The sequence below is a fragment of the Streptomyces sp. NPDC059917 genome (assembly GCF_042730635.1).
Classification (GTDB): domain Bacteria; phylum Actinomycetota; class Actinomycetes; order Streptomycetales; family Streptomycetaceae; genus Streptomyces.
Map to the genome: position 1 here is coordinate 109,742 of NZ_JBHWLC010000021.1, position 16,397 is coordinate 126,138.

At 68.9% G+C, this 16,397-nt stretch carries 11 protein-coding genes; 9 read left to right on the top strand and 2 right to left on the bottom strand.

From position 1 onward, the window contains the following. Nucleotides 1-148 precede the first annotated feature (148 nt). Entirely contained in the window at nucleotides 149-712 is a 564-nt protein-coding gene (locus tag ACFWAR_RS15330; protein ID WP_385777104.1) for a DM13 domain-containing protein, read from the top strand. A 197-nt stretch (nucleotides 713-909) separates the two neighbouring features. Here ACFWAR_RS15330 and dpgD read toward each other — a convergent pair whose 3' ends face one another. Beyond that, nucleotides 910-1,716: an enoyl-CoA-hydratase DpgD gene (gene dpgD / locus ACFWAR_RS15335; RefSeq protein WP_385777106.1), complete on the bottom strand. Its 807-nt coding sequence runs from the start codon at nucleotides 1,714-1,716 to the stop codon at nucleotides 910-912. 380 nt (nucleotides 1,717-2,096) lie between these two features. Here dpgD and ACFWAR_RS15340 point away from each other — a divergent pair, with 380 nt between their 5' ends. From ACFWAR_RS15340 to ACFWAR_RS15365, 6 genes are all read left to right on the top strand, one after another. Beyond that, nucleotides 2,097-3,680, top strand: coding sequence for an MBL fold metallo-hydrolase (locus tag ACFWAR_RS15340; RefSeq protein ID WP_385777108.1), 1,584 nt, complete (start codon nucleotides 2,097-2,099; stop codon nucleotides 3,678-3,680). A gap of 88 nt (nucleotides 3,681-3,768) precedes the next feature. Then, nucleotides 3,769-5,076, top strand: coding sequence for a PLP-dependent aminotransferase family protein (locus ACFWAR_RS15345; RefSeq protein WP_385777110.1), 1,308 nt, complete (start codon nucleotides 3,769-3,771; stop codon nucleotides 5,074-5,076). A gap of 128 nt (nucleotides 5,077-5,204) precedes the next feature. After that, nucleotides 5,205-6,356, top strand: coding sequence for a 3,5-dihydroxyphenylacetyl-CoA synthase DpgA (dpgA, locus tag ACFWAR_RS15350; protein ID WP_385777112.1), 1,152 nt, complete (start codon nucleotides 5,205-5,207; stop codon nucleotides 6,354-6,356). A 23-nt stretch (nucleotides 6,357-6,379) separates the two neighbouring features. After that, the gene (gene dpgB / locus ACFWAR_RS15355; RefSeq protein ID WP_385777114.1) at nucleotides 6,380-7,078 is read left to right on the top strand and encodes an enoyl-CoA-hydratase DpgB; all 699 of its coding nucleotides are present in this window, start codon (nucleotides 6,380-6,382) and stop codon (nucleotides 7,076-7,078) included. Next, on the top strand, nucleotides 7,075-8,469 hold the full coding sequence (gene dpgC / locus ACFWAR_RS15360) for a (3,5-dihydroxyphenyl)acetyl-CoA 1,2-dioxygenase DpgC (RefSeq protein WP_385777116.1): 1,395 nt from the start codon (nucleotides 7,075-7,077) through the stop codon (nucleotides 8,467-8,469). The genes dpgB and dpgC overlap by 4 nt, the downstream gene beginning before the upstream one ends. Before the next feature lie 121 nt (nucleotides 8,470-8,590). Beyond that, on the top strand, nucleotides 8,591-9,361 hold the full coding sequence (locus ACFWAR_RS15365; protein ID WP_385777118.1) for an aspartyl/asparaginyl beta-hydroxylase domain-containing protein: 771 nt from the start codon (nucleotides 8,591-8,593) through the stop codon (nucleotides 9,359-9,361). Between the two features lie 88 nt (nucleotides 9,362-9,449). Here ACFWAR_RS15365 and ACFWAR_RS15370 read toward each other — a convergent pair whose 3' ends face one another. After that, on the bottom strand, nucleotides 9,450-10,652 hold the full coding sequence (locus ACFWAR_RS15370; protein ID WP_385777120.1) for a cytochrome P450: 1,203 nt from the start codon (nucleotides 10,650-10,652) through the stop codon (nucleotides 9,450-9,452). 512 nt (nucleotides 10,653-11,164) lie between these two features. Between ACFWAR_RS15370 and ACFWAR_RS15375 the strand changes: the two genes are divergently transcribed. Both ACFWAR_RS15375 and ACFWAR_RS15380 read left to right on the top strand, forming a co-directional pair. Continuing rightward, nucleotides 11,165-11,377, top strand: a complete 213-nt coding sequence (locus ACFWAR_RS15375; protein WP_352218218.1) for an MbtH family protein — start codon at nucleotides 11,165-11,167, stop codon at nucleotides 11,375-11,377. A gap of 316 nt (nucleotides 11,378-11,693) precedes the next feature. After that, nucleotides 11,694-16,397 (top strand): amino acid adenylation domain-containing protein (locus ACFWAR_RS15380; RefSeq protein WP_385777123.1); only part of this gene is annotated, 4,704 nt, incomplete at its 3' end.

Here is a 16,397-nt window from a genome sequence, read left to right on the forward strand (position 1 = left end):
ACGCCCCCGTACCCCGCGCACGTCGCCCGCACGCCGAGCGGCGGCGGCCCGAGCGCCCCGTAAGGAATCCGTCATCCCGGCCGGGCCGCCGGGGCGCCGCGCATGCCCTTGAATGGGACGAGGCGATGATCGAGGAGAAGCGACAGTGGTGAAGGACGGGACGAGGCGGCGACGGTTGGTCGTCGGGGCGCTGATCGCGGCGACCGTGGTGCTGGGGGCGGGGCTGTATTGGTTCCAGCCGTGGAAGATCTGGCAGGACGACCGGGTCAGCGAAGCGTTGCCGACGGCCCCGGCCGCCATGCCCGAAGGCGCCCCACCGGCGCGGACGTCCACGCACCCGCCCTCCCCGTCGTCGGTGCCGCGGACCCTCGCCCGGGGTGACCTGATCAGCCACGAGCACGACACCACCGGCACGGCGAAGGTGATCCTGCTCCCCGACGGCTCCCGGACCCTTCGGCTGGAGAACCTCGACACCAGCAACGGTCCCGAACTGCGGGTCTGGCTCACCGATGCGCCCGTGAAGAAGGGCGTGGACGGCTGGCGGGTGTTCGACGACGGGAAGTACGTGAACCTCGGCAAGCTCAAGGGAAACAAGGGCGACCAGAACTACCCGGTTCCGGCGGACGTGAACCTCGCCGACTACTCCAGCGTCACCATCTGGTGCGATCGCTTCGACGTCTCCTTCGGAGCGGCCGAGTTGACCAGGTCCTGAGACCGTCCCGCGCTCCGAGCAGGACCCGTGCAGGTCGGTGTGAACGACCGACCCCGGCCCGAACCCGGGGGAGGCGGGCAGGCGCTCGCCGGTGTGGCCCCGAAGATCGTACACACGCCGTGCACGTCCTCGGGAGGGCCGGGGCGCGCGGCCCGTCCCGCCGGCCCGTCAGTGCGTGCGGTGGCGGGTGCCAGCCGTCAGCGCCCCTGCCACACGGGTTCACGCCCCTCCGCGAAGGCGCGCGGGCCCTCGACGGCGTCCGCGCTGTGCCTGCGCCGCTGCTCCTGGGGGAAGGGGGTCACGAACGCCTCCTCCAGGGGCATGTCGACCGAGCGCATCACGGCCTCCTTGATGGCGCGCACGGCCAGGGGAGCGCTGCGGAGCAGGGCGTCGGTCCACGCGGTGACCGCGTCGTCCAACTCCTCGGGGGGCACGACCTCGTTGACCAGCCCCAGGCGCAGCGCCGCGTCCGCGCTCATCCGGCGGCCGGTCAGCAGATAGCCCATGGCGACCTTCAGAGGCACCTGCCGTGCGAGCCGGAAGGCCCCTCCGGCGCCGGGCACCAGCCCCAGGGTCGCCTCGGGCAGGGCGAAGACCGACCGGTCGGAGGCGATGACGAGGTCGCAGGCGAGGGCGAGTTCGAAGCCCCCGCCGAGGGCGTAGCCGTCCACCCGGGCGAGGACCGGTTTGGACAGGTCGAACCGCTCGGTCAGCCGCGGCCACCCCGGCTGACCGCGGCTGCCGAAGGTCGACGGAGGGACGCCCTGCCCGTCGAGACGGGAGCGTTCGCGCAGGTCCTGTCCGACGGAGAAGGACCGGTCGCCGGCGCCGGTCAGCACGGCGACCCGTATGTCGTCGTCCGCCTCGACGTCGTCCCAGACCCGGGCCAGTTCCTCGTGCATGCGCAGATTCATCGCGTTGAGCACCGCGGGCCGATCGAGCGTGACGTAGGCGATGTGGCCCTTCTTCTCGTAGCGCACGCCGGACTCTTCTGTGTCGGTCACCGGGGCGATACCTCATTTCTGGATGGAGCGGCGAGAGCCGTCCGGCTTTCCGACTGATTTCTACGTGAAGTGAGCGCATACCGGCAGTCCCTCGCGTGTTCAACCGATGCGCTGCCGCAGTTGAGCGCCGCCCGGCCGAAAGAAGTCCCGCCAGGGTGTTCAGTTCACCGGCTCCCGGCCACTATTGATCGAATGCGGCAACCCGCGCCATAGTGCTGACCGAGCGCACTGGGTGCGCTGTGGAGTGAGGTGTGCGAGACCGTCCAGCCTCTGCACTTCCTTTGTCGTCTCCGTGGTCCAGCGTTCCGCCAGCGGTGAGTTGGCATTCGCACTCCCGGAGCGATTTGTGACGTTGGATCTCGAAGAGAGGTGGGGAGCAGATGGCTGAGGAGCCTTTGTTTCTGCGTTCGAAGGCCATTGTGGAGCCGTTGGTCGACCGGTTCTTCGCGTGGCCGCATACGTTGGCGCCGGTGCAGGCGTCGATGAACCTGGCGTTCTTGCAGGTGCCGATGTTGGAGTCGTATCTGCAGTCTCCGAAGGTGCATGTCGCGGCGAGCAACAATCCTGAGCTGCGGGGTGGGTATTTCATCAACATTCCGGAGGAGCGTGCCGATGAGGTGCGTGATCTTCTGGAGGGGATCAAGCGGGACCGGGCGGACATGTTGCGGTTCGCGGAGGCGATCGCGGCGGGTCAGGAGATCCTGCGGGCGAACGCGACGGGCTTCGATCTGACGCCGTTGTATCCGAAGATGCCGGCGGAGCTGCACGGTTTGGTGGAGCTGGCGTACGACACGGACAACCAGGCGCAGATGCGGTTCATGGAGCCGCTGGTCTACAAGAGCAGTGTGTATGCCGAGGCGCGGCAGTCGGTGCAGTTGTCGTTGGAGCCGGGGTATGAGCGTCCGTTCATTTTGAGTACGCCGCGGCTGCCGTCGCCGGACGTGCTGGAGTTGGCGGTGCCGTTCCGTCACGCGGGTCTGGAGGAGTTGTTCAAGGCGCGGGTGAGTCCGGCGACGCTGTCGCATCTGCGGGAGGCGCTGGAGCTGGACGATGTGCAGGCCGTGCAGTTGGCGGGGCTGCTCACGGATCGTCCCAGTGGTGCGCCGGACCGGCACATCGAGGGGGGTGGGCGGATCCGGTACTTCGGGCACGCGTGCCTGGTGATGCAGACGCCGGAGGCGGCGATCGTGACGGACCCGTTCATCAGTGCGGACAGTTCCGCCGGTGACCGGTACACGTTGGACGATCTTCCCGATTTCATCGATCTGGTGCTGATCACGCACGGGCATCAGGACCACATCGTGCTGGAGACGTTGCTGCAGTTGCGCGGTCGGGTCGGTGCGATCGTGGTGCCGCGTTCTTCGCGCGGGAACCTGTCGGACCCGTCGATGGCGCTGATGTTGCGGCAGCAGGGTTTCCCGGTGGTCGAGGTCGATGATTTCGACGAGGTGGAGTTCCCGGGCGGGAAGGTCACGGCGACGCCGTTCCTCGGCGAGCACTGCGATCTGGACATTCGGGCGAAGTCCACTTTCTGGGTGGAGCTCGCGGACAAGAAGGTGTTCGTCGGGGCGGATTCCTCGGGTATCGATCCGATGTTGTACCGGCGGATCAAGGGTCATCTGGGGACGGCTGACATCGCGTTCCTGGGAATGGAGTGCGATGGTGCGCCGCTGACGTGGTTGTACCAGGCGCTGCTGACGATCCCGGTGTCGAAGAAGCTGAGCAATTCGCGGAAGCTGTCGGGGTCGAACGCGGAGCAGGCCGCGGCGATCATGACGGAACTCGGTGCGCACGAGGCGTACGTGTACGCGATGGGTGAGGAGCCCTGGCTCGGTCACGTGATGGCGACGACTTACACCGAGGACACGTACCAGATCAAGCAGATCGAAGAATTCATGACCTGGTGCAAGGACCGGAACATCAAGGCCGGTCACCTTTACCGCCAGCAGGAATGGCGCTGGTAGTCGACCCGCGCATTCGCCGCACCACACCCATTCCCCACGACCGAGGTGGACGACCGGACCGGTAGTCCACCTCCCGGGAGGCACTCCCATGGCCGCGACCCGGCTGAAGAAGGAGGAGCTGCACGCCAGCGTCTCCGATCCGGTGCTCGACACCATGAATTTCCTCAACGGGATCACCCACCGGTATCCCGAGGCGGTCTCGTTCGCGCCGGGCCGTCCCTACGACGGATTCTTCGACACCGAGCAGATCTTCTCGCACATCCGCCGATATCTGAGCCACCTCGAGGAGAACGGCGCTTCGCCCGCCGACCTCCGCGACGCGCTCTTCCAGTACGGACCGACCAGCGGCCGGATCCGCGAGCTGATCGCCGACTCGCTGCGCAAGGACGAGGACATCGACGTGGCACCCGAGGCCATCGTGGTCACGGTGGGCTGTCAGGAGGCGATGTTCCTCACCCTGCGCGCGGTCCTCTCGGCGCCCGAGGACGTGCTCCTGGTCTCCAGCCCCTGCTACGTCGGGATCACCGGCGCCGCCCGCGTGCTCGGCTTCGAACCGGCCCCCGTCCAGGAACGCTCCGACGGGTTCCACTGCGCCGACCTCGAAACGGTGCTCGCGGCGGAACGCGCACGCGGCCGCCGGCCCCGCGCGTTCTACGTGGTCCCCGACCACGCCAATCCCTCCGGCAACACCATGTCGCTCGACGAGCGCCACGCCCTGCTGGACCTGGCGGCCCGGGAGGACATCCTCATCCTGGAGGACAGCCCCTACCGCCTCGTGAGCCCCGGTAGCCAGCAGCCGACCCTCAAGTCCCTCGACCGGGCACAGCGCGTCGTCCACCTGGGCTCCTACTCCAAGACCCTCTTCCCGGGCGCCCGGGTCGGGTTCGCCGTCGCCGACCAGCCCGTCGTGGACCAGGAGGGGAACACCGGCCTGCTGGCCGACGAGATCACCAAGATCAAGAGCATGATCACGGTGAACACCTCCCCGCTGGGCCAGGCAGCGGTCGCGGGCATGCTGCTCGCCGCCGACGGGCGGACCTCGGACCTCAACACCGAGACGGCCGCCTACTACGGCAGCGCCATGCGGGCGGTCCTCCGGGAGTTGGACTCGGCCTTCGCCGCCTCCGAGAGGGAGGCCGTCGGTGTGCGCTGGAACGAACCGAGCGGCGGGTTCTTCCTGAGCGTCGACGTTCCGTTCCGTGCGGACAACGCCGCGCTGGTGCGTTCGGCGCAGGAGTACGGAGTCATCTGGACGCCCATGTCCTATTTCTATCCCGGAGAGGGCGGCGACCGCAGTCTCCGCCTGTCCGTCAGCTACCTGAGCAACGAAGAGATCGTCGAAGGAGTCGCCCGGCTCGCGCGCTTCATCCGCGAGGAGTCCCGGCGGGCGCGCTGAGCCGCGCCCCGCACCGCGAGCCGACCCCCCATCCAACCCTCACCCACCGTCCGACGGAAAGCGATCGACGTGTTGGCAGCACAGCCCCCTGTCCGCAGCAAACCTCGTATGTGGGGATGGAAGTTCCGATGACCATCAGCCTGACCCCTCCCGGCGTCCGCGTCTTCGACATCCCGGAGCCGGACCCGAGCAAGACCCTCGGCGCCGCCCGGATCACGAGCGTCGCCACCGCCGTCTCCGAAACCTCCTACAGCCAGCGGGAACTCCTCGACATCTGCGCGATCACGGACCCCCGGGTCCGGTCGGTGTTCCTGAACAGCGCGATCGAGCGCCGTTTCCTCACCCTGCCCCCGCGGGCCGAGGACGGCACCCTCCTCACCGAGGCCCAGGGCGAACTCCTCGCCAAGCACAAGCAGGTCGCCCTCGACATGGGCGTCCGGGCGGTGCGCGCCGCCCTGGAGAACGTCGGTCTCGACATCGATGACATCGACTACCTGTGCTGCACCACCACCACCGGCTTCCTCACCCCGGGCCTGAGCGCCCACCTCATCCGCGAGATGGGCATCCCGGCGAAGACCAGCCGGGTGGACGTCGTCGGCATGGGGTGCAACGCCGGTCTGAACGCGCTGAACGCCACGTCCAGTTGGGCCGTGGCCAACCCCGGCAAGGTCGCCGTCATGCTCTGCGCGGAAGCGTGCTCGGCCGCCTACGTGATCGACGGGAGCATGCGCACCGCCGTCGTGAACAGCCTGTTCGGCGACGGCGCCGCGGCGATCGTACTGATCGCCGACTCCCCGGACACCGCCCACGCCGCGGCCGACGTACCGGCATCGCCCGGTGGACCGCGGATCCTGGGCTTCGCCAGCCATCTGATCACCGACGCCATCGACGCGATGCGCTACGACTGGGACGACGACCAGGGGAAGTTCAGCTTCTACCTGGACCCGCAGGTCCCCTACGTCGTCGGCGCCCACGCGGAACAGGTGGTCGACCGGCTGCTGAACAACGCAGGACTGCGCCGCAGCGACATCAGCCAGTGGCTGGTGCACTCCGGCGGCAAGAAGGTCATCGACGCGGTCCGCGTGAACCTCGGCCTGACCCGGCACGACGTCCGCCACACCACAGGGGTGCTGCGCGACTACGGGAACCTGTCGAGCGGATCGTTCCTGTTCTCCTACGAACGACTGCTTCAGGAAGCGGCCACCAAGGCCGGCGACTACGGCGTCCTGATGACCATGGGCCCTGGCTCGACCATCGAGACAGCGCTGGTGCAATGGTGAGCAACGAGCAGATGAAGGATGTCATGAACTCCTCCCAAGGGATCGAAGCGCAGCTCGCGGCGCAGGACCTGGTCCTCCGGATCGACGGCGGCAAACCCCTGTCGGCCGAAGCGGTCGCGGCCGTGACCGCCGTCTGCGACAGGGCCGAGGACCGCGCGGGCCGGGCCCCGGTGATCGTCCAGGTCTCCGGCGCCCCGACCGAGCCGTGGACCGAAGAGCTCACGGTGTCGCTGGTCAGCAAGTGGGAACGGGCGCTGCGGCGCCTGGAGCGCCTGCCCCGCCCCACCATCGCGATCGCCGAGGGCGACTGCGGCGGGATCGCGCTGGACGCGCTCCTGGCGACCGACTACCGCATCGCCACCGACTCGGTGCGCCTGACGGTGTCCGTCGACAACGGCGCCACCTGGCCGGGCATGGCCGTCTACCGACTCGCCAACCACGGGGTGTTCGCCGCCGCGATCCGCCGGGCAGTGCTCTTCGGCACCCCCATCGAGGCCGCCGACGCACTCAGCATGCACCTGGTCGACGAGGTGACGGAAGACGTGGCCGACTCCCTGACGCGGACCGCCGAACGGACGGGCGCCGTCCAGGGCAGCGAACTGGCGATCCGACGCCAGCTGATGCTCGACGCCACCACCACCGGCTTCGAGGAGGCGCTCGGGGTCCACCTGGCGGCCTGCGACCGCACCCTGCGACGGGCCGCCTCCGCGGCGGCGGCATGACGGCCGCGGACACGACGTCCGGGCCGCAGGAGGACCAGCGCGCCGTGCGCGCGGATCTCGGCCGGGCCCGGACGGCGGTCGCCCACGCGGCGAAACGCACCGACGACCTGCTGGCAGCGCTGCCCGCCCCGGAACACCGCTCCCCGGAGCAGCGCGGGACCGCCCTGGCGGCGCTCAACGCCACCTGGGCGCTGCGCTCCGCGTTCCTGGACGTGCACACGGACGCCGTCTACGACGAGCTGACGCAGGGCCGTACCCGCCGCCTGCGGGTGGCCGAGCTGGCCCGGGCCGCGGCAGCGGCCTTCCCCGGACTGGTGCCGACCGACGAGCAGCTCACCGCGGAGCGCGCACTGCCGCAGGCCCACAAGGAGGGCCGCGAAGTCGACCAGGGCATCTTCTTCCGGCACGTCCTGGGCTCGTCTACGGCCGGCCCGCACCTGCTCGACGCGATGCTGCGCCCGACACCGCGCGCCCTCGCCCTGCTCCCGGAGTTCCGGGAGACGGGCAGGGTCGAGCTGCCCTCCGTCAGGCTGGAACGCACCGGCGGCGTGGCCCGGCTGACCCTGTGCCGCGAGGACTCGCTGAACGCGGAGGACAACCAGCAGGTCGACGACATGGAGACCGCCGTCGACCTCGCCCTCCTGGACCCCGCCGTGGAGGTCGGGCTGGTGCGCGGCGGGGAGATGACCCACCCGCGCTACCGGGGCAAACGCGTCTTCAGCGCCGGCATCAACCTGAAGACGCTGCACGGCGGCGGCATCTCGCTGACCGACTTCCTGCTGCGCCGTGAACTCGGCTACATCCACAAACTGGTGAGGGGCGTCCTGTCGGACGACGGCGCCACCGCCTGGCGGTCCCGCACCGTGGAGAAGCCGTGGGTCGCCGTGGTGGACACCTTCGCGATCGGCGGCGGCTGCCAGCTGCTGCTCGCCTTCGACCACGTGATCGCGGCCGCGGACGCCTATCTCAGCCTTCCCGCCGCTCAGGAAGGGATCATTCCGGGCGCTTCCAACTACCGGCTGACCCGCTCCGTGGGGCCCCGGACGTCCCGGCAGATCATCCTGGAGGGCCGCCGGATCTTCGCGAGCGAGCCCGAGGCCCGGCTGCTCGTCGACGAGGTCCACGACCAGGGCGCTCTGGACGCCGCCGTCGAGAACGCCGTCGAACGCCTCCAGGGCTCCTCGGTGCTCGCCAACCGGCGGATGCTCAACCTTGCCGAGGAATCGCCCGACGCCTTCCGCGCCTACATGGCCGAGTTCGCGCTCCAGCAGTCGCTGCGCCTCTACAGCCCCGACGTGATCGAGAAGGTCGGCCGCTTCTCCGCGGCGTCGACCGGCTCCACCGGATCGGGCGACGCGGCCGGCTCGGGCGCGAAGCCCTCCGGCGGGTAGCCCCGGCCGGGCGGCCGGACGCCGCGTTCGACGTCCCCACACAGTCCCACCGAAGCCCGGCGGCGAGCGGGAGCTCCAGCGACCCCCGCCGTCGGGACCACGATCGAATCATGGAGGTACCGTGCCCAACGTGCGGGTCCGCGTCGGTCAGTTCGCGACGAGGCGCATCTGGAAATCGATCACCTGGCTGGAGCGGCGCATGGCGGCGACGTCGCCCGTCGGCGACAAGCCGTTCTTCCCCGACGACACCTTCCCGTGGGCCAAGGTCCTGGAGGAGAACTGGCGCGACATCCGCCGGGAGCTCGACGAACTGCTGGTGCACCGGGAGGAGCTGCCCAACTTCCAGGACATCTCCCTCGCACAGCGCAGCCTGACCCAGGACGACCAGTGGAAGACGTACTTCTTCGCCGGGTACGGCATCGACTTCGAGACCAACCGTGAGCGCTGCCCGCGCACGATCGAGCTGCTGAAGAGCGTCGACGGCCTGTCCACGGCCTTCTTCTCGATCCTCGGCCCGGGAAAGCGGCTGCACGAACACCGCGGCCCCTACAAGGGCGTACTGCGCTACCACCTGGCGCTGAAGATCCCCGACCCGCAGAACGCCTGCGGCATCCGCGTGGGGGGCGAGACGGCCCACTGGGAGGAGGGCCGGAGCATGGTGTTCGACGACACCTTCCCGCACGAAGCCTGGAACGAGACCGACGAGGACCGGGTGGTCCTGTTCATGGACATCGTCCGCCCGCTGAAGTTCCCGTACGCGATCCTCAACCGGCTGGCGCTCAAGTACATCGCCAGTACGCCCTTCGTCCGGGACGCCAAGGACAAGCACTCCGCCTGGGAGAAGCAGTTCGAGACCATGCGCCAGGACAAGGAGCGCGCCGGAACCGGGTGAACACCGAACCTGGTGTCCGCTGATCCCGCCGCCGGCCACGACCGCCCCGGCTCCCCACAGGGAGCCGGGGCGCTCGTGTACCCGGCGGCTACGGCGCGATCAGTTTGACCGGCATGCGCTCCGGTCCGTTGACGACGATCGAGTCCAGCAGCTTCGGCTGCCCGTCGAGTTCGACACGGATCGAACGGTTCAGCAACTCCCGGTACAGCAGCCGCAGTTCCACCCGCGCCAGCATGCTGCCGAGGCAGAAGTGCTCGCCGTACCCGAGCGACAGGTGACGGTTCGGCTGGCGGGTGATGTCGAACCGGTCGGGGGCGTCGAAGATCGTCTCGTCGCGGTTGGCCGAGGGCAGCCAGAAGGTCACCCGGTCGCCGACCTCCACGCGGCGGCCGTGGATCTCCGCCGGACGCACCGCGGTGCGCATGATGTGCGTGGCGGTGGAGGTCCACCGCAGGATCTCCTCGACGGCCGCCGGCAGCAGCGACTGGTCCTCGGAGAGGCGCTGCCACTGCTCGGGGTGCTCCAGCAGCGCGAACATGCCGCCGGCCGCGGCGATCCGCGTGTTCTCGGTCCCCCCGACGAGCAGGTTGTTGCAGTTGAGGATGATGTCCTCGGCGCTCAGCGGCTTCCCGTCGATGCTCGCCGTCGCCAGCACGCTCACCAGGTCGTCGGCCGGATCGTCCGCCTTCTCCTCCTGGAGCTCCTCGAAGTATCCGAGGATGTCGAGGTGGGCGTACCTGCGGGTGGCCGCGTCCCCGGCGCCGAACGCCTGGCTCGTCAGCGTGTAGAGGCGGTCCCAGTCGGACTGCGGAACACCCATCATCTTGCAGATCACGTACAGGGGCACGCGCGCGGCGATGTCCGCCACGAAATCGCAGCTGCCCCGCTCCAGGGCCTCGTCGATCACACCGCGCGCGACGTCCCCCATCTCCGCCTCGATGGCGCGCACCGACCGGACCGCGAACCACTTGTCGACCAGCCCGCGGAGCTGCCCGTGCCGGGGCGCGTCGGTGAGGGCCAGCGTGCGACCCCCGCCCGGGTCGGCCCCGTGATCCGCCGGCCGCAGGAGGATCCCCTGCGCCGAGCTGAAGGTCTCCGAGTCCCGGTACGCCGCGCGGATGTCGTCGTACCTGGTGAGCGCCCAGAACCCCGGCAGATCCGTGGGCGGGTGCCAGTACATGGGTTCGTTGGCGCGGAGCCATCGCCACTGCGCGAACGGGTCGCCATCCGAATACAGCGTGGGATCCACCAGATTGATCTCCGGTGGCCGATCGGCGGTCTCACTGCGCATGCGGATGCCTCACAAGTCTTATGGATGACAAGAGCGGGAATGCGATGGATACACGACGCATCAGAGTCGATGAAGGTATGCGGCTTCAAGCCCGTACGTGTTTCTCAAGGGCCGAGCGGATGGCATTCCTCCAAGAGGGTTTCACGGGGGCACACGCCTTGCCAAGGAGTCGACATCGTGCGATAAGACCGACGTCGCTACATCGGCCGGGGCGCGACGGCCACCCCGGAGCCCGCGTTCAACTGCGGCGACAGCGCAGTTGAACTGTGCGCCCCACAGCGCCGAGTCGCCCCGCTCACAGGGGAGGAGTCGCAGGTCGGAGGCTTCCCCGCAGTCCCTCCCGAACCGGGGCCCGGAGCATTGAGCAACCGCGCCGCCCTGGGTCATAGTGAATCACCACCGCGGCCAACCGATTCGGCTCCATTTCGCCATGTGCGTACCGGCCGAAAGGAATTGCGTTGGTGATAGCCACTGAGAATGCGTCAATGTCATTGCCCAGAGAGGACAACGTGATGACGAATCCGTTCGACGACCCCGATGCCAACTACCTGGTCCTGGTTAACGATGAGGGTCAGCACTCGCTCTGGCCCGTGTTCGTCGACGTACCGGAAGGCTGGAACAAGGTTTTCGGGGAGGCCGGACGCCAGGAGTGCCTCGATCACATCGAGCAGAACTGGACCGACATGCGCCCCAAGAGCCTGATCGACGCCATGCAGGCCAAGTAGTACCCGTAACACGGCTCGTACCGATGGCACAACCGTTGGTACCAGTAGCGAAGCGGACAGCGGTAGTACGGCGGACCCGGGACCGGCAGCGGCCGGTCCCGGGCATCCGCCGGGACGAGAACTGCCCCGAGCACGGCGACGATCGCCGCTCGGGCGCCATGTGATCTGCCGGCCGTACCGGCCCAGATCGCCCAAGAAGCGTGAACCACCAGGTCACAGCTTTGATCCAGAGAGCTGGGCGGTAATGCGGCATGCCCTGAAGGCGGCGGGCCCTGCTGATCCAGTCGATGACTCGAACCGATTGGGGTGTGCGGGGATGACTGCGTCTGAGGGCGAACTCCGGGAACTGATGGCCGGACAGCTCGCGGTCTGGTACGCACAGCAGCTCGCGCCGGACAACCGGGGATTCAACATCGCCGAATACCTGGAGATCAGGGGCGCGGCCGATACCGAACTGCTGGTGGAAGCCGCGCGGCGCAGGCTGCGCGAGGCCGAGAGCCTGCGCCTGCGCGTCCGCCTGGTCGACGGAACGCCCCGGCAGTACGTGCACGACGAACGGGACTACCCCGTCGACGTCGTCGACGTGAGCGCCGACGCCGACCCGCGCACGGCCGCCGAGGACTGGATGCGCGCCGACCTGCGCCGCCCGGCGGACCTCGTGGACGCCCCGCTGTCCGCCAACGCGGTCATCAAGCTCGGCGACGACCTCTACTTCTGGTACACCCGCGTCCACCACCTGGTGATGGACGGCCTGGGCGGAATGGTGCTCGCCACCCGCGGCGCCGAGATCTACAACGCGCTCCTGGAAGGCCGCTCCCTCGAAGCCGGCGCCCTGGAGCCGGTGTCCGTACTGCTCGACGCCGACGACGACTACCGGAACTCCTCCGGGACCGAAGAGGACCGCCAGTACTGGAACGCCCTCCTCTCGGACCTGTCGCAGGAGACCCTCACCGGCAACGCCGACCGGGCCCGCCGGTCCAAGACCGCCCCGGCCCGACGCACCGACGGCATCGGCACCCCGGAAGCCGCCGCCCTCAAGAAGGCCGCGCGGCGCCTGAAGACCAACCTGGCCGGGCTGCTGATCACCGCCGCGGCCCTGTACGAACACCGGGTCACCGGCTCGCGGGAGGTCGTGATCGGCGTCCCCGTGCGCGGCCGCGCCGGACACCGGGAAGCCGGAATCCCCGGCATGACCTCCAACATCATCCCGCTGCGCCTGACGATCGACCCGCGGACCACGGTCGCGGACGCCGTCCGCCAGACCTCCCGCGCGGTCCGCGAGGGCCTGCGCCACCAGCGGTACCGCCACGAGGAAGTCCTGCGCGACCTGAAGATGGTCGACCGCGTCCTGTGCGGGCTGCACATCAACGTCATGTCGTTCGACTACGACCTCCAGTTCGGCGACGCCCCCGCCACCGCGCGCAACCTCTCCACCGGCCCCGTCGACGGCGTCCGGATCGACGTCTACGACCGGTCCGGCCTGCAGATCAACGTCGATGCGAACCCGGACGTCCACGACCCGGCATCGGTCTCCGACGTACTCCGACGCTTCCTGCACGTGGTGAATTGGCTCGGCACGGCGTCGCCCGACGAACTCGTCGCCCGGGCCGACCTCCTCGACGAGGCCGAGCGCCACCAGGTGGTCTCGGGGTGGAATGACACGGCGGTTGAGTTGCCCACGGGGACGTTGGGTGGGTTGTTCGAGGCGCAGGTGGCGCGGACTCCGGATGCGGTTGCTGTGGTGTTCGAGGGTGTGGAGGTGTCGTATGCGGAGTTGGATGCGCGTGCGAACCGTCTGGCCCGGGTGTTGATCGCTCGTGGTGTGGGCGCCGAGTCCGTGGTCGGGGTGTGCCTTGAGCGCGGTGTCGACCTGGTCGCTTCGCTGCTGGCGGTGGTGAAGGCGGGTGGTGCGTATGTGCCGGTCGATCCTGATCTTCCGTCGGAGCGTGTGGGGTTCATGCTGGCGGACGCGGGTGCGGACTGTGTGGTGACGTCGGTTGCTCTGGCGGACACGTTGCCCGAGGGTGCGGCTGCCGTTGTGTTGGATGACCCGGCGACGGTTGAGGTGTTGGCCGGGGTTTCCGGTGGTGTGCTGGCGGTTGAGGTGCTGCCTCAGCACCCGGCGTATGTGCTGTTCACGTCGGGTTCGACGGGCCGCCCGAAGGGTGTTGTGGTCTCCCACGCGGGCATTGTGAACCGGCTTGGGTGGATGCAGTCCCGGTATGGGCTGGTGTCGGGTGAGCGGGTGTTGCAGAAGACGCCGTTCGGGTTCGACGTGTCGGTGTGGGAGTTCTTCTGGCCGCTGCTGGAGGGTGCGTCGCTGGTCGTCGCCCGTCCTGGGGGTCACCGTGACCCGGCGTATGTGGCGTCTGTGATCCGCGAGGAGGGTGTGTCGACGGTGCACTTCGTGCCGTCGATGTTGGAGGCGTTCCTGCGGGATCCGGCTGCTGCTGAGTGCTCGGGTCTGCGTCGGGTGATCTGCTCGGGCGAGGCTCTCTCTCCGGCTGCGGTGGCTCGGTTCTTCGATGTGTTCGGCACGGGTGTGGAGCTGCACAACCTCTACGGGCCGACGGAGGCGTCCGTGGACGTCACGGCTTGGGAGTGCCCTGCGGATGGTGCCGTGGCGGTGGTTCCGATCGGTGCTCCGATCGCGAACACGCAGGTGTACGTCCTGGACAGTGGTCTTTCTCCGGTTCCGGTCGGTGTCGGTGGTGAGTTGTATCTCGCGGGTGTCCAGCTGGCTCGGGGTTATGTGGGTCGTGCCGGTCTGACCGCTGAGCGGTTCGTTGCCTCCCCGTTCGCGGTCGGTGAGCGGCTGTACCGCACCGGTGACCTGGCGCGTTGGGATGCGAACGGTCAGGTCGAGTACCTGGGCCGTGCGGACGAGCAGGTGAAGATCCGCGGCTTCCGTATCGAGCCGGGTGAGGTCCAGGCCGTCGTGGCCGGGCACCCGCTGGTCGCGCAGGCCGCCGTCGTGGCGCGTGAGGACGTACCGGGGGACAAGCGCCTGGTCGCGTATGTGGTCCCCGCAGGCGATGTGGATGTGGAGGAGCTGCGGCTGTTCCTGTCCGGGCACCTGCCGGAGTTCATGGTCCCGTCCGCGATCGTGGTGCTGGAAGCGCTGCCGCTCTCGGTGAACGGCAAGTTGGACCGCAAGGCGCTGCCGGCTCCCGAGTACGTGACGGGTTCGGGTCGTGGGCCCTCCACGGTCCGTGAGGAGATCCTCTGCGCCGCCTTCGCCGAGGTCCTCGGCCTGGAGAACGTCGGCGTCGACGACAACTTCTTCGCCCTCGGTGGTCACTCCCTCCTCGCGGTCCGGATGGTCGAGCGGCTGCGTTCGTACGGGGTGTCGGTGTCGGTGCCGACGCTGTTCGAGTCGCCTACGGTCGCGGAGCTGGCGGAGGCAACTGGCGCGGAGCCGGTTCCGGTCCCCGAGAACGCGATCCCCGAGGGCGCCACGACCATCACGCCCGAGATGCTGCCGCTGGTGGACCTGACCGCCGACGAGGTGGCGCGGATCGTCGCCACCGTCGACGGTGGCGCCGCGAACGTCGCGGACATCTACCCGTTGACGCCGCTCCAGGAGGGTCTGCTCTTCCACCACCTCCTCGCCGACGGCGGCGAGGACGCCTACGTGACGCCCACCGTGCTGGGCTTCGATTCACGGGACCGGCTGGACGCGTTCATCGACGCACTCCAGCAGGTACTGAACAGGCACGACATCTTCCGTACGGCCATCGTGTGGGAGGGCCTGCGCGAGCCGGCCCAGGTGGTGTGGCGCGAGGCCGCCCTCCCCGTCGAGGAAGTGCAGCTGGACCCGAACAGCACCGAGCCGATAGGGCAGTTGCTCGCTGAGGTCGGGCTGTCCATGGATCTGCGCCGGGCCCCGCTCGCCCGGCTGCACGTCGCGGCGGCGCCGCGCGATGGCCGTTGGCTGGCGCTGCTGCGCCTGCACCACATCGTTGAGGACCACACCGCGCTGGAGATCCTGCTCGGTGAAGTGGAGTCGATCCTCGTCGGCCGGGCTGCGGAGCTGCCCGAGCCGCTGCCGTTCCGGAACTTCGTCGTACAGGCCCGTGCCGGGCTGGACAGCGGGGTGCACGAGCGGTTCTTCGCGGAGCTGCTGGGCGACGTCGACGAGCCGACCACGCCGTACGGACTCGTGGACGCGCGCGGTGACGGCATGGACTCCGTCGAAGCGCTGATGGGTCTCGCGCCGGAACTGTCCGAACGAGTCCGCGAGGTCGCCCGCCGACTGGGCGCCACTGCGGCGACGGTGATGCACGTGGCGTGGGCGCGGGTGCTGTCCGCGGTCAGCGGCCGTGACGACGTGGTCTTCGGTACCGTCCTGTTCGGCCGGATGAACGCCGGCCCCGGGGCGGACCGGGTGCCCGGCCCGTTCATCAACACGCTTCCGGTCCGGGTGCGCGTCGACGAACTGGGTGTGGTCGAGGCGGTGACCGCGATGCGCCTGCAGCTCGCGGCCCTGCTGGAGCACGAGCATGCGCCGCTCTCGCTGGCGCAGCAGGTCAGTGGTGTGTCGGGGGACAGCCCGCTATTCACCTCGATGCTCAACTACCGCCCCAACAACGGACTCAATCGGGAAACCACCACGATCCTCGACGGCGTCGAGCTGGAGTACTTCCGGGAGCGCACCAACTACCCGCTGTCGATCGCCGTTGATGACGACGGCACCAGGATCGCCCTGGCCGTTGACGCGGTTGCCCCGGTGGATCCCCGTGCGGTTGCGGCGTTGGTCGTGACGGCGGCGGAGGGCCTGGTTTCGCTGCTGGAGGGGGCGCTTGAGGGTGGTTCTGACCTGCCGCTGAGCCGGGTCGGGGTGCTCGATGAGGCTGAGCGCGTACGGGTCGTGTCGGGGTGGAATGACACGGCGGTCGAGTTGCCCACGGGGACGTTGGGTGGGCTGTTCGAGGCTCAGGTGGCGCGTACTCCGGATGCGGTTGCTGTGGTGTTCGAGGGTGTGGAGGTGTCGTATGCGGAGTTGGATGCGCGTGCGAAC